Genomic DNA, 20569 nt, shown 5'->3' on the forward strand with positions numbered 1-20569 from the left:
TCCTCCTATTCCCTTACATAGTGGAAGTTGATGTCTTACCATGCGGCAGCTATCAGCTTGCGTACATCTGCTTCTGTGAGTCGACGGGGATTGTTCGGAACGTAGCCATCCTCGATCGCCTGCTTGGCGATCATGTCGATGTTGGAAGCCTTCAGACCCAGCTCCGTCAATCTTTGTGGCATCTGAAGATCCTCGAGCAGGGAGCGTACGACGGCTGCTGCTTCCTTCGCCTTTTCTTCCAAGCTCCACGCATGCCTGCATCCCCCGCCCAACAGTTCAAAAACGTCGGCGTATCTGGCCGGATTGGCAATCCAGTTCCACTCGATTGCATGCGGTAGCAAAATGCCGTTTACCAAGCCATGCGGCACATCATAATAGCCGCCGATGGCATGAGAGATGGCATGCACCACACCAAGCGAGGCATTCCCCGCCCCGATCCCGGCAATCGTGCTGGCAATCAGCATGTTGTTGATGGCTTCCAGATTTCGGCTGTCCGCCACGGCCGGACGTATGGCGCTGTGAATCATCGCAAGCGCGTGCCGATTCAACGCATCGGTGATCGGATTGGCCTTTTTGCAGACGTATCCTTCAATCGCATGTGTCAAAGCATCGATTCCCGTAGCCGCTACCAAATACGAAGGCAGCTTCGTAAGCAAACAGGCGTCGAGAAAGGCGATTTTCGGAGCAAGCGAAGGACCGCCGACGATCATTTTCAGATGGCGCTCATGGTCGCTGATGACGCATGCACGTGTTACTTCACTCCCGGTGCCTACTGTGGTCGGCACAGCAAATAGCGGAATCGCTTCTTTCTGAAATACACCGCGCCCCTCATAATTCCGAATGGAGCCGTGATTGGTCAGCAACAGAGCAAATGCCTTCGCTGCATCCATTACGCTGCCGCCCCCGACGGCGATGATCAGATCCGTCTGCTGTTCTCGAATGGCGAGATAGGCTTTGTCGATGTGGGCAACATCCGGATTGGACTGAACCTCGTCGAATACGGAATACCTGATTTTCGCCGCATCCAGAACTCCCATCACATGCTCAAAGACACCTGAGTGGACGATTCCCTGGTCGGTTATGAGCAAGATGTTCTCGTATCCCTGCTTGCGGATTTCCTCTTCCATACGCTCCACGCAGCCCGGTCCAAAAACAAGCCGAGTTCCCAACAAAAACTCTTGGTACGAAAGCATCGCCATCACCCCTCCTCCATAAATCCGCCATCGATTTCATCCAACGGCCAGATCGGGCGCGGGATTTGCTTGTAGGCAAAATGGGTAAAGTCGTTGGAAGCCAGTCCCGGTGCGTCTACGTAGATCACCTGGCTCACCAGCGGATCGAAGGCTGCCCGGAAGTGATTCTTCACTTTCAGCCCCAAGATCCGCTTCGTCGTCGGCTCAATCCCGATGTGGCGGAACAGCTCCGGATCATTCGCAGAGAGGGCACGACCCGTCAGCAATATATCCAATCCCCCTGCCCTGATATGAGCGGCGCCATTGGTATCCACAAGAAGTCCGGTGTTCATCGGACCCTTGTTTGTGAAAACGCCATTGGTCAGCGCCATGATTTTTGCATCAACTTCTACCGGAGGTCCGAATTCCGGAGACAGCTTTCCGCCGAGAGACAATCGAATCGTGGCTCCCGCTGCCGCTTCCATGCATGCCTGAAGCGACTCCTCGTCGTACAAAGCCCCGAACAACGCATTTTCGAGGTCCAGCGCAATCATTTCCCGCAGGAGCTCCGTCGTATCCCCCGTGCCTCCGCTCAACGGATTGTCCGAAATATCTGCCAGAGCAATCGGCTTGTCAGCCTGGATTTGCAAAGCGCTCTGAAGGGCATCCCGCACTTTCGGCAAGGCAATCACAAAACGCTCCCGATTTTCCCACACCTGCTGCGCCAAAAAGCGGGCTGTTTTCCGTGTTTTTTCTTGATCTGTCCCAACGACCAGGACGCTTGCTCCCGCCTCCGGGATGTCCGCGTACGGAAAGCCTCCAAAGATTGAAGCACCGCCGATGTCCGGATCCTGTTCCTGTTTTTTGGCCAGCTCCACTAGATCGTGCATCGGCCCTTCTGCTGTGCGCATGTTCAGGCTGGGCAGCAAGGCGCGCAGCTTGACAAAGGAAGCGTAAAAGCGCGTACCGCCATCGAGCTGCCGATAGAGCATAGTCGCTGCTTTGCAGCCTTGCTCATACATGTCCACATGCGGGTAGGTCTTGAATCCGAAGTGCAGCGGCGTAAAGTCGAGAATGCGTCTGCCCAGATTGGCGTGCATGTCCAGCGTCGTAGCGATGGGCAGGGACTCTCCGACCTTCTCTCTGATGGCCGCGAGCATTTCGACCTCGGGATCAGTCACACCTTCGACGACCATCGCGCCGTGCAGCGCCAGCAGGAGCCCGTCCATTTCCCCGGCCTGCTCGATGGCGTCCAGCATTTGACTGCGGATGACCTCGTAGGTCTCCCGGGTTACCGGTCCGGATGGAATCGCTGCCGCGCAGAGGAGAGGAACCAGGGTCCCTCCCTTTTCCCTGACCACATCGATGAATCCGCCGACCTCTGTCTTGGTTCCGGTGTATGCGGCCAATATTTTCTCACCCTTGTGGTAGCCTTCCTGGATAAAGTCGTCCAGCGTCGTGCGGACCGGACTGAATGTATGCGATTCATGATAGAAGAATGCGATACCGATTCGATAGGAAGCCATGTTTACACCCCTTTTGTCTCCATGTTTTCTCTCCATTCAATGTCAAACTCGGCGCCCGTCTTTTGCCGCACTTCCTCCAGTGTCGAGTGGGGAGCCAGTTCGATCAGGCGCAGCCTGCCATCCCTTACGCAGAAGACGGCCAGCTCGGTGACAATCAGATCGACAGGGCGCAGGGAGGTAAGCTCGAGCGAAGTCTCTTTGACAATTTTCGGCTGTCCGTCCTTGTTGGTGTGCATGGTGGCAACGATCACCTTCCCGGCTCCTTCCAACAAATCCATCGCACCGCCAACTCCCAGCACAGCCTTGCCGGGAACAGCCCAATTCGCAATCTGGCCGTGCTGGTTGATTTCGAGCGTCCCGAGAATCGTCACATCGACATGGCCCCCGCGAATCATCCCAAACGATGCGGCACTGTCAAAAAAGGAGCTGCCTTCCTCGACTGTGACGGGGAGCTTTCCGGCATTGACCAGATCGGCGTCCGCATGATCAGGACTTGGAGACGGCCCTACACCCAGAATCCCATTTTCTGAATGAACGAACACCCGGACGTCTCGAGGGAGGTAATCGACCACCAGAGTAGGTATGCCGATCCCCAGGTTGACGATGTCTCCGTCTTGCAGCTCTTTGGCTGTACGAGCTGCAATATACTCCTTGACCTTCATCAGTGACACTCTCCCTTCACAATCAGGTAATCAACGAAGAGATGCGGTGTCACGATTTCTTCTGCAGACAATGCTCCCACATCAACGATTTCGTCCACTTCCGCAATGACCGTCGCGGCGGCTGTCGCCATCATCGGATTGAAGTTGCGCGAGGATTTGCGATAGATCAGATTCCCCAAACGATCAGCTTTATAGGCGCGAACCAGGGCAACATCGGCACGCAAGGAGGGCTCGAACAAATATTCCTTCCCATTGATCAGCTTGCGTTCTTTTCCTTCAGCCAGCTTCGTCCCTACCCCCGTCGGCGTATAGAAGCCCCCGATGCCCGCACCGCCTGCGCGGATGGCTTCCGCCAACGTCCCCTGCGGCAGGAGCTGGATTTCCAGCTCTCCCTGCTGATTGGCCTGCACGACATCGGGATTGGAGGTAAAGTAAGAGCCGATTGCTTTTTTCACCCTCTTCTGCAAGACGAGAACACCCAAGCCTTTTCCCGGTTCTCCCAAATTGTTGCTGATAATCGTCAGGTCTTTTACATGCGATTGGCTCAGCTCATTTACAATGGTCAACGGGCAGCCTACCAGTCCAAAACCGCCGACCATCAAGCAATCTCCGTCTTTTATCAGCGCTACGGCTTCTTTCGCATCTATGATTTTTGCCATTGGAATCCCTCCGAAAAAAGAAATCCGGCAAAGAGGAAAAAACAGTTTCCTGTTTCCGCCACGCCTTTACCGGATTTAGATGAGACCATGGAAAGAGGGTATTTCTTTCCACTTCATGAAAATCCATCATTCGTGTCTTTTTATTTGTCGATCCATACATTCCAGAGTCGCGGATAGCCTGCGCTCCAGGATTGATATCCCTTCAAGTACGACTGGTGCGCTTCGATGACGGGATAATAGTAGGTAGCGGTAAAAGACAAATCTTCGCGCAAAAGATCCTGCACCTGGCTGTAAATCTCTTTGCGTTCTCCTTGGTCTACCGTCGTCACGCCTTTGTCGAGCAGTTCATCCATCTTCGGATTTTTATAGCCGTTGAAGTTGGAACTGCTGTGCGTGTAAGCATAGTAAATTTGATTTGGATCTGGACGCGGAGTGATATGGCTGACAGCCAATTGATAATCACCGGAGTTGCTGCGCTCGGAAATGAAGGAGGCCCACTCCAGGATTTCCACCTCCACGTTCATCCCGATCTTTTTCAACTGATTTTGGATCGTCAAAGCCGCTTTTTGGTGGTGGTCATAGGCCTTGGCAGTGGAGATCACGATTTTCTCCCCGTTGTAGCCCGCTTCTTTCAGCAGTTGTTTTGCTTTTTCCAAATCCTGCTGATAGTCTTTGGCATGCGCTTCCGTGTACCACTCCGTCTCGGTATAGACCGGCGAGCTGGCTACCTTGCCCAGACTCCAGGTGGCCACATCCACGATTTCCTGCTTGTTCAGCGCGTAGGCGACTGCCTGTCTCATTTTGAGATTGTCAAACGGCGGCTTTTTAAAACCGAAGAAGAGATAGCCCCAGTTCATAGAGGTTTCCTTGGCCAATACAATGTTGCTGCTGGTTTCCAGGCGCTTTACATCCTTTGGCAAAATGTCTGTGGCGAGATCGATCTCCCCTGTCTCCAGAGCGGTCAAACGCACCGTTGCCTCGGAGATCGGCTTGAAAATGACTTCATCGACATACGGTTTTTTCGCGCCGCCGAAACCGCTTGTGTCTCCCTCCGGAGAAGCGTATTGGTCGAAACGCTTCAACACGAGCTGCTTCCCCTGCTCCCATTTTTCAAACTGGAAGGGACCGGTTCCGATTGGCTTGGTTATCGTACCGCTCTGTTCCTCCGCGATCCCTTTGGGCATGATGACTGCAGGATTGTAAGGATTGGCCAGAGAGGCCAGAAACACGCCCGAAGGCTGTTTCAAGTGGAAAACAACCGTGTAATCGTCCTTGGCTTCGATCGAATCGACCATCGAGAATTCCCCTTTGCGGGCTGCCACTTGCATGAAGCGCTCGATGGAGTACTTCACGTCTTCTGCCTTCATCTCTTTCCCGTTGTGGAATGGGACGCCTTTGCGCAGGGCAAACGTGACGCTCTTGCCGTCTTCGCTCGTCTCCCACTTTTGCGCGAGCAGCGGGATGATATTCATTTTTTCATCGATTGTCACCAGCATTTCCTGTACGTGCAAAAGAGGAATACGGTCTGACAGCACAGTCGACCCGTGCAGGTCCAGCTTGGTCAAATCCGCGCTGACTCCCACCGTCAGCTTGCCGCCTGATTTAGGCGTTCCCTGCTCTTGCGGCGACGTAGTGCTTCCATTCTCGGAGCCCGCAGGCGGGGCTGAAGCTGAACCTCCGCAGCCTGCTGTCACCCAGGCGAGCATCAACACCATTGCGAACAGCGCAAACACGCGAATCTTCCTGAACTTTTGCATGAACGAACACTCCTTTATTGGATGAGATGGCAAGCAACCGCATGACCGTTGGATTCGATCAAGGGTGGAACTGTCTTTTTGCACGCTTCCTCCGCGTAGGGACAGCGCGTATGGAACTTGCAGCCCTGCGGCGGGTTCGCCGGATTGGGAATTTCGCCTGCGAGGGTAATGCGCTCCCGTTTTTTCCGGGGGTGTTCCGCCGGAATTGACGAGAGCAAGGTGCGCGTATAGGGATGCTGCGGATTGGTGAACAGCTCCTCTGCGGTCGCCAGCTCGACGATATTCCCCAGATACATCACAGCGATCCGGTGGCTGATGTGCTTGACGACACTCAAGTCATGCGCGATAAACAACAGGGAAATTCCTGTTTCTTCCTGCAATTCCTCCAGCAGATTGATGATCTGGGACTGAATCGATACGTCCAAGGCGGATACTGGTTCATCACAGACGATCAGCTTGGGATTCAGGGCCAAAGCGCGGGCAATTCCGATCCTCTGTCGCTGTCCGCCGCTGAACTGATGGGGGTAACGCTCAGCGTGCATGGGATTGAGCCCCACCTTATGCAGCAGCCCAGTCGCTTTTTCCCGCCGCTCCTGTTTGCTCATCTCCGTATGGATGCAGTACGGTTCTTCGAGAATATCCCCAATTTTCTGACGCGGATTGAGAGAGGAGAACGGGTCCTGGAAAATCATCTGCACCTCTCGCTTGAAGGCCAGCTTTTCTTTGGCACTCATGGTGGAGATCCCTTTCTTGCCAAACTGGATCTCCCCTGCGGTGGCTTGCAAAAGCTGCACGATGACCCGTCCCAAGGTGCTCTTACCACAGCCGCTCTCTCCGACAAGGCCGAAGGTTTCACCGGGATAGACCTGAAAACTGACCCCATCCACCGCTTTGACATTTCCTGTCTGTCTGCGCAGCAAACCCTGTTTGATCGGGTAGTATTTTTTTACGTCATGCAGTTCCAACAATGGTGTTTTGTCCACTTTTTACACACCTCCTTGCTTGGCGATGACCTGATCGCTGTGCCAGCACTTGACGCGATGTCCCGGCGCAAGCTCCTGGATGGGCGGCTCTTTTTCCTGGCACAACGAGGTGGCATACGAGCAACGGGGGTGAAAACGGCACCCCTTCGGCATATCGCGCTGCAGCGGCACACTGCCCGGAATCGAATACAGCTTCACCTTTTTGCCGCTGATCTTGGGGATTGAGCGCAAAAGACCTTCGGTGTACGGATGCGCCGTTTGATCAAACAGCACTTCCGTCGGAGCTTCCTCCACAATTTGGCCCGCGTACATGACCATCACGCGGTCACATGTCTCTGCTACCACGCCCATATCGTGCGTGATCATAATGATGGCGGAGCCGAACGTCTGCCGCAGGTCATTGAGCAGATCCAGAATTTGCGCCTGAACCGTCACATCCAGGGCCGTAGTCGGTTCATCGGCAATGATCAGCTGCGGATTGCAGGCCAAGGCCATCGCGATCATGACACGCTGCCGCATGCCTCCCGAAAGCTGATGCGGATACTCGTGGTATCTCAGCTCCGGATTGGAGATGCCTACGCGGCGCAAAAGTTCAATCGAGCGCTCTTTTGCCTCGTTCGCCGCAATCTTCTGATGGAATTGCATCGCTTCGTCGATCTGGCTGCCGACGGTAAAGGCCGGATCAAGCGAGCTCATCGGGTCTTGAAAGATCATCGACATGCTGTTGCCGCGGATCGAACGCAGGTAGTCAGGAGATTGTGCAAGCAGGTTTTTCTCCTGAAACCAGATCTCTCCGCCGATCTGTTTCGCGGGTGGAGACGGGATCAGTCCCATGATCGCCATCGAGCTGACGCTTTTTCCACAGCCGCTCTCTCCGACCAAACCGACAGTCTCCCCTTTGTTCACATGAAAATCGACGCTGCTGACCACTTCGACCGGTCCGTCCGGGGTGTGGAATTGAACCGTCAACCCTTTTACATCCAACAATCTGCTATTCATGTGTGCATCATCACCTCTGCTCGTAGAATCGTCTGTTCATAGGGATTGGCTATTTCATGCGAGGGTCCAGGTAGTCACGCAGTCCATCCCCCAAAAGATTCAAACCCAGGACCGTAACAGCGATGGCCACACCCGGAAAAACGGTGATCCAGGGTGCTTCCAGCATGTACTGGCGACCGTCGTACAAAATATTTCCCCAGCTTGGCTCCGGCTGCGGTACCCCGAGCCCGATAAAGCTCAGCGAAGCCTCTGCCAGAATCGCGTAGGCGAAGTAGGTCGTCATCTGGATCAGCAGAGGCGACAAGCAATTGGGCAAGATATGCTTGAAGAGGATGCGGATATGGGAGCCTCCCATCACCTGTATCGCCTCTACGTATTCCTTGTTTTTCACTGACAAAACGGTACCCCGCACAAGTCTGGCGAACAAAGGCGCGTACACGACAGCCAGCGCCACAATGATATTGCCCATGTTGTTCCCGAGAGCCGCCATCAGCGCAATCGCAAACAAGATCGGCGGAAAAGACATCAAACCATCCACGATCCGCATCAGGACGTTATCGACCCATCGACCGTAATAGCCGGAAATCAAGCCGATTACGATGCCGATCACCGCGGAAATCGTCACAGCAGACACGGAGATGGCGATGGAGACCTGCGCCCCCATCAAGACGCGGCTGAAAATGTCTCGTCCAAACTCATCCGTCCCGAACAGATGCGTAGCGGAGGGATTGGCAATTCGATTTCCGTAATCGACATCCTCCACGGGATCAAACGGCGCTAATAAAGGAGCCAAAATTGCGATCAGGATGACAAAACAGACGATGGCAAGGCCGAAGGCGGCTATCTTGCGGATGGAGAAAACCTTCCAGAAGGCACGCATCTGTTCGGCAAACTGGCCCTTTTTCTCTGCTTCTTTCGTAATCTCTACATATTCCATGCTTTCTCACCCCTCGTTGTAGTCAATTTTGGGATCGAAGTACGCATACAGCAGGTCTACGACCAGACTGATCAAGACGTAAATCACAGCTACGCACAGGATCACGCCTTGGATGACAGGATAATCTCGGTTGAAGACCGACTGAACCAACAGCTGCCCGATGCCCGGGATGCTGAAAATCGTCTCGACGACCACCGTTCCGCCGAGCAGGAGGCCGAAGTTGATCCCAATAATTGTAATAATCGGAATCATGGAATTTTTCAGTGCATGCTTCAGGATCACGACCTTTTCCGTCCCGCCTTTGGCTCGGATTGTGCGAATATAGTCCTGCTTCAGCACTTCCAGCATGCTCGAGCGCGTCATGCGCGTGACGATTCCCGCTTGCAAAAAGCCGAGCGCAAATGCCGGCAGGGCGAGATGCTCCAGATGCTTCCAGAGATTTTGCGTCACGTCGACGTAGCCCGTAGAGGGGAACCAGCCCAAATGAAGTGAAAAGGTCATAATGAGCAGAAGTCCCGCCCAAAAGTTGGGGACCGAAACCCCGATCAAAGCGATCAGCATGGCTCCGTAATCCCAGCGGGTGTTGTGTCGAACGGCCGAGATGATGCCCAGTGGAATTGCGATCACGACGGAGATGAGGAGCGCGTACATAATCAGTGCCATGGTGGCTGGCAGACGCTCCCAGAGCAAGGTCAGCACCTCCTTGTCGGAGACCAGGGAGTGGCCTAAATCGCCGGACAGCATATGCCCAAGCCAATTGAAAAATTGTTCTGCCAGCGGTTTGTTCAAACCGAGTTGTTCCTGCAGCTCAGCCAGCTGTTGGGGAGTCGCTTCGGCCCCCAGCATGACGGCAGCAGGGTCTCCCGGCACCAGGTGAACCAACAGAAAGACCACGATGGATACAACCAAAAGTACAGGAATCATTGAAAATAATCGTTTGATGACGTAGTTTGCCATGCTTGTTTTCTGCCTCCTTTCCCATGTAGGGGCTAGACATTCGTATAAATCGTCTTCCACTCTGTCATGCTGTCAAAAGCGTGGTGGGAGACCTCGCGATGACCATTTCCGGACATTTTCATCCCGCCAAACGGGGCTCCCGTCTCCGAGCTGGATGTGCCGCTGTTGATGTAGACGAGACCGGATTCCAACTCTCTCATCGCTCGTCCAGCGTAATGCAGGCTGTTGGTGTAGATGGCGCTGGACAGCCCGTATTCCGTGTTGTTGTTGATCGCGACCGCCTCTTCAAAATTTTTCGCCCCGAGAATCGCCAGCACCGGACCGAAGATCTCCTCTCTGGCGATGCGATCCGTTGGACGAACGTTGGTAATCACCGTTGGCGCGTAAAAATACCCTGCGCGCTCCAAGCGTTCTCCGCCCGTCAGCACAATGCCGCCCTGGGATTTCGCGATTTCTGCATAACGCTCGACGGTGTCCAGCTGGCTGCGCGTAGCCAGTGGCCCCATCTCAACCCCCGGCTGCAGGCCATCACCGACCGTGATGCTTTTGGACAGTGCAACGACGCGGCGCTCTAGTTCTTCGCGGATGGATTCTTCGGCGATGACGCGGCTTGCTGCCGTACATCGCTGTCCTGCAGTCGTGAACGCCGCTTGTACGATCCCCTCCGCCGCCTTGTCCAGATCGGCATCTGCCAAGACGATTACACCGTTTTTACCGCCTAGCTCCAGCGAGACCCGCTTCAGCGTCTTGCTTCCTTTTTCCGCAAGGCCAATTCCTACTGCCGTAGAGCCAGTAAAGGAGATGACCTTGACATCTGGATGTTCCACCAGCGCCTCCCCTACTTGGCTGCCCGACCCCAGAACTAGGTTGAGCACACCTGGAGGAAGTCCGGCTAACGCGAACAGCTCCGTAAAGGCACAGGCAGATAGAGCTACGTTGGACGCCGGCTTCCAGACAACCGTATTGCCTGCGATCAAAGCGGCAAATATCTTGTATGCGGCGAGCGCGATGGGGAAGTTCCAAGGCGTGATACAGGCGACGACTCCTATCGGCTCACGGATGGTCATTGCCATTCGCTCATTGGCAGATGTCGGGATCGTTTCGCCGAACAGCCTGCGTCCCTCGCCCGCCATATACCTGCAAGCCGCGATTGTCGCACCCAGCTCGCTTCGTGATTCGGCCAGCACCTTGCCCATCTCGATGGTCATGGTTCGGGCAATCGCCTCTTTGCGGGAAGCCAGCAGATCCGAAAACGTGTACAGAATCTCGGCACGGTGCGGTGCAGGTATTCTGCGCCAGGCTTGAAACGCCTCATGGGCGGACGAGACAGCTTCATCGACTTCTTGTTTCCCCGACATCCGGCAGGTTGCGATCACCTCCTCCGTAGCCGGGTTGATGCTTTCAAAGCATGAATCTGTCTTCGGCATGCGCCAGTCGCCTTTCACAAAGTTTCCTTTGTAAACGGGGCTTTGCACCTTGCTCATCCTCTCAACCTCCTTCTCTTCCACTCCCTATCCCTACTGCAAGGAGGCGCGAATCTGCTCTTCCCACATGGTGACGGCCTCATCCAGGATCTGCACCAGCTCATCCACCTCAGCCCGCGAAATCGTAAGCGGTGGTGCTACCAGCAGATGGTTGCCCAGAATTCCGTCTACCGTTCCCGTGCCGGGATAAAAGACTGCTCCCCGTTCCATCGCTGCCTGGTTAAGCCGCTCCGCCATGTCGAGACCCGGTGGAAAATGCAGATCTTTTTCCTGATCGAGCAGGAGCTCGACTCCGAGCAAGAGCCCTTTCCCGCGCACTTCGCCCATCATTGCGTGACGGCTTTGCAGTTCCTGCAGACGTAGGAACAGGTAGTCACCTTGTTGCGCGCCATTTTCCCTTACGCGTTTTTCCCGATAGTAGCGGACCGCAGCCAAGCCTGCCGCAACAGATACCGGATGTCCGCTGAAAGTGTACCCGTGTACAAACCGGCCGTTGCCGTATTGAATCAGGCTGTCGACCAGCTTGTCGGAGACGACCATGCCGGCCAGTGGAGCGTAACCGCCTGATACCCCCTTGCCAAAAGTCAGAATGTCCGGCTCCACGCCAAAATGCTCGATGGCAAAATTCGTACCCGTCCGTCCGAAACCAGTCATCACTTCATCGACGATCATGACGACTTCGTAGCGATCACAGATCTCCCGGATGCGGCGCAGATAGCCTTCTGGCGGGACGCCTGCCCCTTGCTGGCTCCCGACGATGGGCTCGCAGATGAAGCACGAGATATTTTCGGGACCCAGTTCGCGGATCAGCCGTTCCAGGTCGTCTGCACAGGCCAACGTGTTGTCCTTTTGACAGGTCTCCGCTGTTTTTCCGTATGGACAGCGCTTACAATACGGCGAATAGATATGTCGGGCGTGATTGAGCATCGGAGTGTACATCTTGCGCCTTTTGATATCTCCTCCGGCAGACAGGGAGGCCATGGTATTGCCGTGGTAGCTTTGCCAGCGGCCAATCGCGATGTGCTTGCCCGGTTGTCCACGGTCTGCATGATACTGTCTGGCGAGCTTGATCGCACTCTCATTGGCCTCCGATCCACCGGATGTAAAGTAAACCCGATTGAGGGTCGGGGGTGCCAACTCCCCGATCTCCCTCGCCAGCTCCTGCAAAACCTCTGTTTCAAAGCGAAGCGTATGGACGAAGCCCGCTTTCATTGCTTGCTGTGCCATCGCCTCCGCGATTTCTCCGACCCCGTGACCCAGATTGGCAGCCACAGCTCCGGATGAAGCGTCCAGGTATCTCTTGCCTTGCGAATCGTACAGATAGACCCCCTCACCGTGTGTGATAAGCGGATAGCTTTTTGTAAAATCGCGATGAAACACGTAATCCTTTTCCTGCTTTACTCCTCCCATTTTTCCACCACCATTGCCATGCCCTGACCACCCGCAATGCAGAGTGTGCCGAGCCCGTATTTTGCATCTCTCTTGCGCATTTCGTGAACCAGTGTCACCAGGATCCGCGCTCCCGAGCAGCCCAGTGGATGTCCCAGGGCGATCGCGCCACCGTTGACATTTACCCGCTCTTCCGTAATTCCCCACTCCTTGAGAACAGCGAGGCTTTGTGCGGCAAAGGCTTCATTCAGCTCGATCAGTTCCATGTCGCCAAGCTCCAGCCCCGCTATAGCAAGGGCCTTTTGACTGGCCGGAACCGGTCCTATCCCCATCTCTTTGGGGGATACACCCGCAGCGGCAAAGGAACGAATTCTCGCAAGCGGCGTCAGCCCCAAGGCCAGCGCTCTCTCTTCCTTCATCATCAAAAGCATCGCGGCTCCGTCATTTCTCCCGGAAGAATTGCCTGCGGTGACGGTTCCACCCTCGCGAAAGACGGGTGCCAGCTTCGCCAGTTTTTCCAGCGTGGTTTCGCGAGGATGCTCATCTACCGCGAAGAGGCGTGTGCCCAGCTTCCCTTCCTGTATCTCCACCGGCACGATCTCGTCCGTGAAAGCATGCGTCTGGATCGCACGTCTGGCCTTCTGCTGGCTTTTCAGCGCGTAGGCATCCTGCTCCTCACGGGAAATGGCGTACTTGTCAGCCAGCCATTCCGCCGTCTCGCCCATCGTAAAATGCCCATAGCGGGATTGCGGCTGCGAGCGCGGCTGACTCTCGGTGTTGGAATCATAGAGGGTGAGATCACCCGGCTGGATACCGAAGCGGTTCCCAACAAAGTAATAGGGAGCTTGCGACATGCTTTCCACTCCTCCAGCCAGCACGATCTCGGACTGCCCCGTCGCGATCGACTGGTAGGCGTTGGCGACTGCCTGCATCCCTGATCCGCATTGGCGGTGTACCGTGTAGCCTGTGACGCTCTCTGGAAAGATGGCCTTCAATGCGCTCACGCGGGCGATGTTGGGGGTGTGTGCGCTTTGCTTGGTTTGGCCGACGATGATCTCATCTACCAGGTCAGGAGTGAGACCGGATAAAGAGAGATTGTTGTTGATGACGAGTGCGAGCAAATCTTCTGGAGGGACGCTGGCTAATGCGCCTCCGAATCTCCCGATGGGGGTACGTAGTGCATTGACAATGACAACCATTTTTTCACCTCGATTGGTTATGGGGGACCTTGTGGAAAAACGAAAAAACCGAGCTCATGGCAAACAGACCTTCCAGGAATGAGGGTTCATTCCCAAGAGTCAATGCCGAGCTCGGTTTTGATGAGAACATGGAAAGAGGTTGTCTTCCCACTTCAAAAAAACCAATCCATATGCTATTTTTGCTTCTCCAAAAGGTCCCAGTATCGTTGTACGGCTGATTGCAAAGCGACGATGATCGCCTGCTGGGACGGAGCAAAGTAGTGGCTTTGAATGCGCTGAATCAACGGCTCCAAGCCATGATCGAGCTGGTAGCCGATCAGCAGCCTCTCAAAAAAGTTTTTGGTCAAGGCGGCCACAAAGGTAAATTCCACTCCAACAATCTTGTGCGAGATAAGGTCGACTTCCAAAACAATACCCGCATGCTTGTATACCTCATACATGGAAGTACCTTGGGGAGCCTTGGAATAGCCTGTGACTAGAACTGTATTCAATTCCTCCATGGTGCACGTCCCTTATCTTTTTTCAATTAGGAACATTATAAAAATACGGAATATTTATTGTCAATCATGGATCTTGTTTTTTTTAGAATTTCTTAACTTGTGCCCTGTTTTGTAAACTTGCGATTGTATCATCAATTGCCCTCTTTTCTCTTATATTTGCCAAACCCAACCTGGTCTACCTCATGCACACCGAGATGATGCAAGATGTAGATTCCGTCCTTTTCTCTCTGCATCGTCGCGAACTTTGTATTCATCCCGGACCAGCCCTCAGTACCGTCTTCGGAGTAGTTGCCCGTGGCAAAAAGTTGCGCATTTTCCTTGCTGTTCCACAGGGTAACGGTACGTCCCTTGACCTCAGGCAGTTGGTTCAGGATGCGCAGGATGTAGAGCTTTTGCAGATCCGTGTTGCGAGGTACTTCCTCACGGTATATCGGCGAGTACACGACCGTTTTCTCTTCATCGTCGGCAATGATTTCAAATGGAAAATCCTCATCATCCCCATTCAGGACTTGCGAGACAAAACGCTGGTATGATGCAAATGCTTCTCGGTCTCCTCCAACTCTTTTTGCAGGCCTTCCTGCTCCCCCACGTTTGCTTTTACCTTCATGGACAACGTGGCGATCTGCTGCTGCAATTGCTGGTTTTCTTTTTCTGCATCGAGGGTTTTTTTAGCATGTTCGTCCTGGATCGAAGTCAGGCTGAACCACCAAATCCCTGCTGTAGCCACACACCCTACGAACAATCCGAGAAAAAATTGTTTCATATCCTGATCCCCCTTGAAAACACCCCTGCGCCTTTTCGACTTCATCATAGATAGAGACGTAATGAAGCAAAAAAAGGATACCTGCCTGTCCGCGCATTGGCATCTCCCACTAAGTATGATATCTTCAAGCCATATAGAATGGTGTTACTATCTACGGGAAGCGAGGAGTTACTTTGACGATTACGATCTTGTTGTTTGCCGGACTTGCCGAACGAGCCAACCAGCGAGAGATTCAGCTTACCCTGCCTGAACAGGCGACGGTGCGTGATTTGTTGCAGGCAGCAGCCGAACAGTATCCCGCCCTCTCTCCCTTGCTCGGCAGTTGTTTTGTCTCTCTCAATCACGAATATGCGGCACCCGATCACGTCATTCAAGCAAGTGACGAGATTGCCCTCCTGCCCCCTGTCAGCGGCGGAGAAGAGCCCTTGTTTTCGATTACGACGGAGCCGCTCAGCGCAGACAAGCTGATCCGTCTGGTGAGCAATCCGCATGCTGGCGCGGTCCTTACCTTTGTCGGAACCGTGCGTGAATTTACACATGGACAGCGTACGGTCTATCTTTCCTATGAAGCTTACGCCCCCATGGCTGTTGAAAAAATGAAGCAGATCGCCGCCGAGATCGACGAGCGCTGGCCCGGTGCGCGGGTAGCGATGCAGCATCGCATCGGAGATCTGCAAATCGAAGAAATCGCCGTGATCGTCGCGGTTGCCACACCACACCGCAACGAATCCTTTGAAGCAGGCCGCTACGCCATCGAAAGGCTAAAGCAAATCGTTCCCATCTGGAAGAAAGAGATGTGGGAGGATGGCAGCGAGTGGAAAGGACATCAGCAAGGTCCGTGGAACCCGCTGGCGACCTACGATAAAGGGGGCCAGTAACACGTGGACACGCGATATTCCCGTCAAATCCTGTTCGCCCCGATCGGACGGGCAGGCCAGGAAAAACTGCGTCAAAGCCGGGTAGCCATCGTCGGGATGGGCGCGCTGGGGACCGTCTTGTCCAACCATATGGTGCGGGCCGGGGTAGGTTTTGTGCGATTGATCGACCGCGATTTTGTAGAGCCGAGCAATCTGCAGCGGCAGATGCTGTACGATGAAGCAGACGCTGCCGAGCATATGCCAAAGTCGATTGCGGCACACGCCAAGCTCTCCCGCATCAATTCCGAGGTTGCCATCGAGCCGATTGTTGCCGACCTGACAGCTTTCAATGCGGAACAGTGGCTGACAGACGTGGACCTCGTGCTGGATGCGACGGATAATTTTCAGGTTCGCTACCTCGTGAATGACGTCTGCGTCAAACACGGGATTCCCTGGGTCTACGGCGGAGCAGTGAGCGCGACCGGAACCTTTACCACGATTCGTCCGGGTGTCACTCCCTGCCTGCGCTGTCTGTTCCCGGAAGCACCCCGTCCAGGCGAGATGGCGACGTGTGATACGGCTGGCGGGATTGGCCCGATTATCCATATCATCGCTTCGTATCAAGCGACAGAAGCCTTCAAAATCCTGATTGGAGCGGAAGAAGCCTTCAACCCCAATCTGGAGCATTTCGACATCTGGAACAACCATCATCAGCAGATCAAGGTCGCCCATGCGCGGCACGCGAATTGTCCTTGCTGCGGTCAGCGGGAATTTTCCTTTTTGAATCCAGACACCCAGGACGGACAGGCCGTATCGCTATGCGGGCGAGATACCGTGCAGATCTCGCCTCTCGACAGCATGTCGCTCGATCTGGATGCACTTGCCAGCCGGCTTGAAGCATTGGGGCAGGTGGAGCGCAACAAGTTTTTGCTGCGGTTCCACGTCGCTCCCCATACGCTGGTCGTATTCCCGGACGGTCGGGTGCTCGTGCAAGGAACGGATGACGTCAGCCAAGCCAGGACTCTCCACGCCAAATATATTGGCGCATAACGAACCATTCCTTTTTCAGGGACAACAAAGAAGGGCGATCTCAGCCGTCGGATATCGACGGCGAGATCGCCCTTCTTTGCTTGATTCGCTGGCTTAATCCAGTCATGGTTCCACTCTTTTTGCCATCTCAGGCAGCGTAACGGTAAAAGTCGTTCCCTTTCCCAACTCGCTTGACACGGCAATCGTGCCATGATGCAGATCGATGATTTTCTTCACGATCGAAAGCCCCAGCCCACTTCCGCCGCCTCCGGTGCGGGTTCGCGACTTGTCTGCCTTATAGAATCGCTCGAAAATGCGCTCCTGATCCTCTTTGGCAATTCCGATGCCCGTATCGGTTATGCGTACGATCACATCTTGTTCTTGGCGATGCATCTGAATCCCCAGTCTTCCGCCTTGCGAGGAAAACTTGATGCTGTTGCTGATCAGATTGTTCCAGACTTGGCTCAGCATCTCCTCATCGGCGACGATCTCCACCTTCTCCAAGGCGATATCCAAGTCTAAGTCCTTCTCCAGCCATTGCGGCTCACACGCCAGAATAATGCGGCGCAATTGCTGATCCAGGCTGTAGGCCTTGCGCTCGACGGGATGATGCTTACCCTCCAGCGACGTCAGTTTGAGCAGATTGTCGCTGATCTTGGACAGTCTGGCGCTCTCCGCCTCAATGATTTCGAGATAATGCAGCTGTTCCTCGCGTGTGAGATTGTCATTTTGCAATGCCCTGGCAAAGCCGCTGATCGAGGTCAATGGAGACTGAATCTCATGGGAGACGTTCGAAATAAACTCTTGGCGCAATTTCTCCATCTCACTCAGCTGTTCTGCCATGTGGTTGATGCCGTCGACCAGCTCGCCCCAGTGACGGTCCATTTTCACATCGAGGTTGACGCTGAAATCCCCCTTGGCAATTCGGCGCAGCGCATCGATCAGCATGCGAAAGAGATCGAGATGACGCCTTGGAAACAGCCTGGAGGCCAGAAACATCACCCCCAGGAAGATGAAAAATCCGAGAAAGCTATGGATCAGCGCCAGAGAAAAGTCAGTAGCCTCGGGCCATATTTTGGGGTACAAAGCTGACGTAATGCCATAGGCCGCCGACCAACAGCCGGCCAGCAGGATCAAAAAGGCAAGGAGGCCGAGCAACCTGACAACGTAGCGCCACCCACGCCACGTTTTCATGGAAGCACCTCCAAGCGATAGCCGAGACCGCGAACCGTTCGGATCAAAAAGCCGTATTCCTCAGCAGCGAACCGCTCGCGCAACCGATTGATATGCACATCCACGGTACGCTCATTTCCTTCAAAATCATACCCCCAGATTTGTTCAATCAATTGCTCGCGGGAGAGCGTTTTTCCCGAATAGCTGGCCAGCATAAACAGCAGCTCAAATTCTTTGAGCGGGATCGTCAACAGTTTGTCATCCTGCGTGATTTCGAATGTTTGCCGATTTATTTGCAAGCTGCCCACCTGCACGATATGGGAAGCAGCGATGCGGTACCGCTTCAGCAATGCCTTGACCCGGACCACCAGCTCCGCAGGCTCGAAAGGTTTGACGAGATAATCGTCGGTGCCAAGCTCAAAGCCTTTGATCTTCTGCGACGTCTCCCCCTTTGCCGTCAGCATCAGCAGCGGAATGTCGTACATTTTGCGCAGCTCACGGCACAGCTCCCAGCCATCCATGTTGGGCATCATGATGTCGAGGACAACCAGATCAGCAGGGGTGTGTTCCAGTCGGGCGAGAGCCTCCTGACCATCCGCCGCTTCCACGATGTCAAAGCCTTCACGCTGTAAAAAGACTCGAACCAGCTCGCGAATATACGGATCATCGTCAACCACCATGATTTTTGCCAACGGGCTGCACCTCCTTCACACGCAATTGTTGGGTAGCAAATTCACGGTACATCGCATGAGTTGAAAACAGTTCAGCGTGCGTACCTCTTCCGGTAATTTTTCCCTTTTCCATAAAAAGAATCTGATCAGCATCCACGACGGTAGAGAGGCGATGGGCGATGACGAGCGTCGTACGTCCCTTCATGAGATTGGCAAGCGCCTGCTGGACGATCCATTCCGATGTGCTGTCCAAGCTCGAGGTCGCTTCATCCAACATGAGAATTTGCGGATCTCGCAGCAAAGCGCGAGCGATGCCGATGCGCTGGCGTTGCCCTCCAGAAAGCTTGACACCTCTCTCCCCCACCTGCGTGTCGTACCCATCAGGAAATTCCTCGATAAACTCGTCTTCATAGGCCATGGCAGCCGCCTGCTTCAACTCATCTTCGCTGATCTCACGCGACAAACCATAGCAAATATTTTCCCGGATCGTTCCGGCGATCAACGGGCTCTCCTGTGATACATACCCAATCTTGCTACGCCAGGACGCCAATGTAAAGTCTTGGATAGCTTCGTTCCCGAGACGTATCTCGCCGCTTTGCGGCTGGTAATAGCGTTCAAGCAAGGAAAACATGGTCGTTTTTCCACTTCCGCTCGGTCCGACAATCGCCGTGACCTTCCCGGGATCAATCGTGAAGCTGACATCGTCCAGAATCCTTTCACCGCCATCCTCGTAGGCGAAGTGAATATGCTCCACACGAATAGGCATCTCCATATTCTCCACGCTTTTCCCTAAGGCATGGTCTTCCTCTTCAGCTCCCAATGTAACGATGATTCGCTCCGTCGCTCCCATCGCCTTTTGCAATTGGGTAAAAAAGTGCGTGAATTGCCCCATCGGCATGATGATTTGAACGAGGTATAAGATGAAGGCGACCAATTCCCCGGCCGTCAGCGCGCCAGTGGACACGCGCATGCCGCCATAGCCCATGATCACGACCAGAAGCACCATGATGATGAAGGACATGAGCGGCCCGATCATCGCCTGGACTCTGCCTTCCTTGACCCCGAAGCGGAACAGGTTGTCGATGCCTTTTTTTCCGTTCTCATACTCTAACGGCTCGGCATTGGAGGATTTGACCAGACGTATCTCGGAGAGCACCTGACTCATGATCGCGGTAAAGCTGGCCGTCTCATCCTGCAAGCCTTTGGAGATCCGATACATCTGACGCCCCAAGGGAAGCAGGATAGCAAAAGAGATAGGGACGGCAATGAGGATCACCAGCGTCATCTGCCAATCGAGGTAAAAGAGCGTTGCTAGTGAACCGATGATCGCAATCACACCGGTAAAGAAGTTGGACAGATGCTCGGAAATCAGACTTTTGACGACACCGGTGTCATTCGTCATCCGGCTGATGGTGTCCCCTGTCTGGTGATTGTCATAGTAGGAGACCGGCAGCACCAGCAGCTTTTTCCACAGACGATCCCGCAATGCTGCTACGATGCTTTGCCCGACATGATTGAGCAAATAGATCGAAAGCCCTCCGGCGACAGCTTGCGCGACAAAGGCGAGCGCCAGAAGCGCGATTTGCCCCCTGCTGATGTCCGAAATCGTGAAGCTATCCACGAGATCTCGGGTAAAAAGCGGAATCACCAAGCTGACCAAAGTCGTGGCAACACTGAGGAACAGTGCAATGCCGATTTTCAGCTTGGAAGGCTTCGTTTCTTTTATTAATTGAAAGAAAGGGCGCCAGCTTGCCTTTGTTCGATCCGTTTTATCTGTTTTCATGTAAGATCCTCCCTGTTTCAAGATCGCTGTCCTCCCGATACCGCAGGAGAAACGAGCGTTTTTTCCTTG

The 20569-nt window shown here is 54.2% G+C and carries 20 protein-coding genes; 2 read left to right on the forward strand and 18 right to left on the reverse strand.

Features of this window, described 5'->3' with window-relative positions; translation table 11 throughout:
- Window positions 1-35: 35 nt before the first annotated feature.
- The 15 genes from T458_RS45700 to T458_RS45760 form a co-directional block, all read right to left on the reverse strand.
- On the reverse strand, window positions 36-1199 hold the full coding sequence (locus T458_RS45700) for an iron-containing alcohol dehydrogenase (RefSeq protein ID WP_023557786.1): 1164 nt from the start codon (window positions 1197-1199) through the stop codon (window positions 36-38).
- Window positions 1199-2698, reverse strand: a complete 1500-nt coding sequence (locus T458_RS45705) for a M81 family metallopeptidase (protein WP_023557787.1) — start codon at window positions 2696-2698, stop codon at window positions 1199-1201. The genes T458_RS45700 and T458_RS45705 overlap by 1 nt, the downstream gene beginning before the upstream one ends.
- 2 nt (window positions 2699-2700) lie before the next feature.
- On the reverse strand, window positions 2701-3360 hold the full coding sequence (locus T458_RS0129040; RefSeq protein WP_031305986.1) for a 3-oxoacid CoA-transferase subunit B: 660 nt from the start codon (window positions 3358-3360) through the stop codon (window positions 2701-2703).
- Window positions 3360-4019: a CoA transferase subunit A gene (locus T458_RS0129045; RefSeq protein ID WP_031305987.1), complete on the reverse strand. Its 660-nt coding sequence runs from the start codon at window positions 4017-4019 to the stop codon at window positions 3360-3362. The genes T458_RS0129040 and T458_RS0129045 overlap by 1 nt, the downstream gene beginning before the upstream one ends.
- A 140-nt stretch (window positions 4020-4159) precedes the next feature.
- Window positions 4160-5776, reverse strand: a complete 1617-nt coding sequence (locus T458_RS45710; RefSeq protein WP_023557788.1) for an ABC transporter substrate-binding protein — start codon at window positions 5774-5776, stop codon at window positions 4160-4162.
- A gap of 14 nt (window positions 5777-5790) precedes the next feature.
- Complete coding sequence (locus T458_RS45715) at window positions 5791-6759, reverse strand: ABC transporter ATP-binding protein (RefSeq protein WP_023557789.1); 969 nt, start codon at window positions 6757-6759, stop codon at window positions 5791-5793.
- A 3-nt stretch (window positions 6760-6762) separates the two neighbouring features.
- Window positions 6763-7758 (reverse strand): ABC transporter ATP-binding protein, encoded by a 996-nt coding sequence (locus tag T458_RS45720; protein ID WP_023557790.1) that lies wholly within the window; start codon window positions 7756-7758, stop codon window positions 6763-6765.
- A 49-nt stretch (window positions 7759-7807) separates the two neighbouring features.
- Entirely contained in the window at window positions 7808-8695 is an 888-nt protein-coding gene (locus T458_RS45725) for an ABC transporter permease (RefSeq protein WP_023557791.1), read from the reverse strand.
- A 6-nt stretch (window positions 8696-8701) separates the two neighbouring features.
- Window positions 8702-9652: a nickel ABC transporter permease gene (nikB, locus tag T458_RS45730; RefSeq protein WP_023557792.1), complete on the reverse strand. Its 951-nt coding sequence runs from the start codon at window positions 9650-9652 to the stop codon at window positions 8702-8704.
- A 32-nt stretch (window positions 9653-9684) separates the two neighbouring features.
- Window positions 9685-11136, reverse strand: coding sequence for an aldehyde dehydrogenase family protein (locus tag T458_RS45735; RefSeq protein WP_023557793.1), 1452 nt, complete (start codon window positions 11134-11136; stop codon window positions 9685-9687).
- 33 nt (window positions 11137-11169) lie between these two features.
- Complete coding sequence (locus tag T458_RS45740) at window positions 11170-12546, reverse strand: aminotransferase family protein (protein ID WP_023557794.1); 1377 nt, start codon at window positions 12544-12546, stop codon at window positions 11170-11172.
- Window positions 12534-13724, reverse strand: coding sequence for a thiolase family protein (locus tag T458_RS45745; RefSeq protein ID WP_023557795.1), 1191 nt, complete (start codon window positions 13722-13724; stop codon window positions 12534-12536). The genes T458_RS45740 and T458_RS45745 overlap by 13 nt, the downstream gene beginning before the upstream one ends.
- A gap of 173 nt (window positions 13725-13897) precedes the next feature.
- A complete protein-coding gene (locus T458_RS45750; RefSeq protein ID WP_023557796.1) occupies window positions 13898-14224 on the reverse strand; it encodes a DUF3870 domain-containing protein in 327 nt (108 codons plus the stop codon).
- A 131-nt stretch (window positions 14225-14355) separates the two neighbouring features.
- A complete protein-coding gene (locus T458_RS45755; protein ID WP_023557797.1) occupies window positions 14356-14667 on the reverse strand; it encodes a hypothetical protein in 312 nt (103 codons plus the stop codon).
- Window positions 14668-14726: 59 nt separating this feature from the next.
- On the reverse strand, window positions 14727-14987 hold the full coding sequence (locus T458_RS45760; protein WP_023557798.1) for a hypothetical protein: 261 nt from the start codon (window positions 14985-14987) through the stop codon (window positions 14727-14729).
- Between the two features lie 173 nt (window positions 14988-15160).
- On the opposite strand from T458_RS45760, the gene moaD reads away from it, so the two are divergent.
- Both moaD and T458_RS45770 read left to right on the forward strand, forming a co-directional pair.
- Window positions 15161-15865, forward strand: coding sequence for a molybdopterin converting factor subunit 1 (gene moaD, locus T458_RS45765; RefSeq protein ID WP_023557799.1), 705 nt, complete (start codon window positions 15161-15163; stop codon window positions 15863-15865).
- 3 nt (window positions 15866-15868) lie between these two features.
- A complete protein-coding gene (locus T458_RS45770) occupies window positions 15869-16894 on the forward strand; it encodes a ThiF family adenylyltransferase (protein ID WP_023557800.1) in 1026 nt (341 codons plus the stop codon).
- A gap of 102 nt (window positions 16895-16996) precedes the next feature.
- Here the strand turns inward: T458_RS45770 and T458_RS45775 are convergent, their stop codons facing one another.
- The 3 genes from T458_RS45775 to T458_RS45785 are packed head-to-tail and all read right to left on the reverse strand — an operon-like array spanning window position 16997 to window position 20500.
- Entirely contained in the window at window positions 16997-18067 is a 1071-nt protein-coding gene (locus T458_RS45775; RefSeq protein ID WP_023557801.1) for a sensor histidine kinase, read from the reverse strand.
- Window positions 18064-18738, reverse strand: coding sequence for a response regulator transcription factor (locus tag T458_RS45780; RefSeq protein ID WP_023557802.1), 675 nt, complete (start codon window positions 18736-18738; stop codon window positions 18064-18066). Before T458_RS45780 ends, T458_RS45775 begins: the two co-directional genes overlap by 4 nt.
- The gene (locus tag T458_RS45785) at window positions 18716-20500 is read right to left on the reverse strand and encodes an ABC transporter ATP-binding protein (protein WP_023557803.1); all 1785 of its coding nucleotides are present in this window, start codon (window positions 20498-20500) and stop codon (window positions 18716-18718) included. The genes T458_RS45780 and T458_RS45785 overlap by 23 nt, the downstream gene beginning before the upstream one ends.
- Window positions 20501-20569: the final 69 nt, after the last annotated feature.

This window comes from Brevibacillus panacihumi W25 (genome assembly GCF_000503775.1).
GTDB lineage: Bacteria > Bacillota > Bacilli > Brevibacillales > Brevibacillaceae > Brevibacillus > Brevibacillus panacihumi_A.

What these genes read in the sequence shown, in the direction of transcription:
- T458_RS45700 (WP_023557786.1), bottom strand. Translation starts at nt 1,199, where the DNA reads ATGGCGATGCTTTCGTACCAAGAGTTTTTGTTGGGAACTCGGCTTGTT.
- T458_RS45705 (WP_023557787.1), bottom strand. Translation starts at nt 2,698, where the DNA reads ATGGCTTCCTATCGAATCGGTATCGCATTCTTCTATCATGAATCGCAT.
- T458_RS0129040 (WP_031305986.1), bottom strand. Translation starts at nt 3,360, where the DNA reads ATGAAGGTCAAGGAGTATATTGCAGCTCGTACAGCCAAAGAGCTGCAA.
- T458_RS0129045 (WP_031305987.1), bottom strand. Translation starts at nt 4,019, where the DNA reads ATGGCAAAAATCATAGATGCGAAAGAAGCCGTAGCGCTGATAAAAGAC.
- T458_RS45710 (WP_023557788.1), bottom strand. Translation starts at nt 5,776, where the DNA reads ATGCAAAAGTTCAGGAAGATTCGCGTGTTTGCGCTGTTCGCAATGGTG.
- T458_RS45720 (WP_023557790.1), bottom strand. Translation starts at nt 7,758, where the DNA reads ATGAATAGCAGATTGTTGGATGTAAAAGGGTTGACGGTTCAATTCCAC.
- T458_RS45725 (WP_023557791.1), bottom strand. Translation starts at nt 8,695, where the DNA reads ATGGAATATGTAGAGATTACGAAAGAAGCAGAGAAAAAGGGCCAGTTT.
- nikB (WP_023557792.1), bottom strand. Translation starts at nt 9,652, where the DNA reads ATGGCAAACTACGTCATCAAACGATTATTTTCAATGATTCCTGTACTT.
- T458_RS45735 (WP_023557793.1), bottom strand. Translation starts at nt 11,136, where the DNA reads ATGAGCAAGGTGCAAAGCCCCGTTTACAAAGGAAACTTTGTGAAAGGC.
- T458_RS45740 (WP_023557794.1), bottom strand. Translation starts at nt 12,546, where the DNA reads ATGGGAGGAGTAAAGCAGGAAAAGGATTACGTGTTTCATCGCGATTTT.
- T458_RS45745 (WP_023557795.1), bottom strand. Translation starts at nt 13,724, where the DNA reads ATGGTTGTCATTGTCAATGCACTACGTACCCCCATCGGGAGATTCGGA.
- T458_RS45750 (WP_023557796.1), bottom strand. Translation starts at nt 14,224, where the DNA reads ATGGAGGAATTGAATACAGTTCTAGTCACAGGCTATTCCAAGGCTCCC.
- T458_RS45760 (WP_023557798.1), bottom strand. Translation starts at nt 14,987, where the DNA reads ATGAAACAATTTTTTCTCGGATTGTTCGTAGGGTGTGTGGCTACAGCA.
- T458_RS45775 (WP_023557801.1), bottom strand. Translation starts at nt 18,067, where the DNA reads ATGAAAACGTGGCGTGGGTGGCGCTACGTTGTCAGGTTGCTCGGCCTC.
- T458_RS45785 (WP_023557803.1), bottom strand. Translation starts at nt 20,500, where the DNA reads ATGAAAACAGATAAAACGGATCGAACAAAGGCAAGCTGGCGCCCTTTC.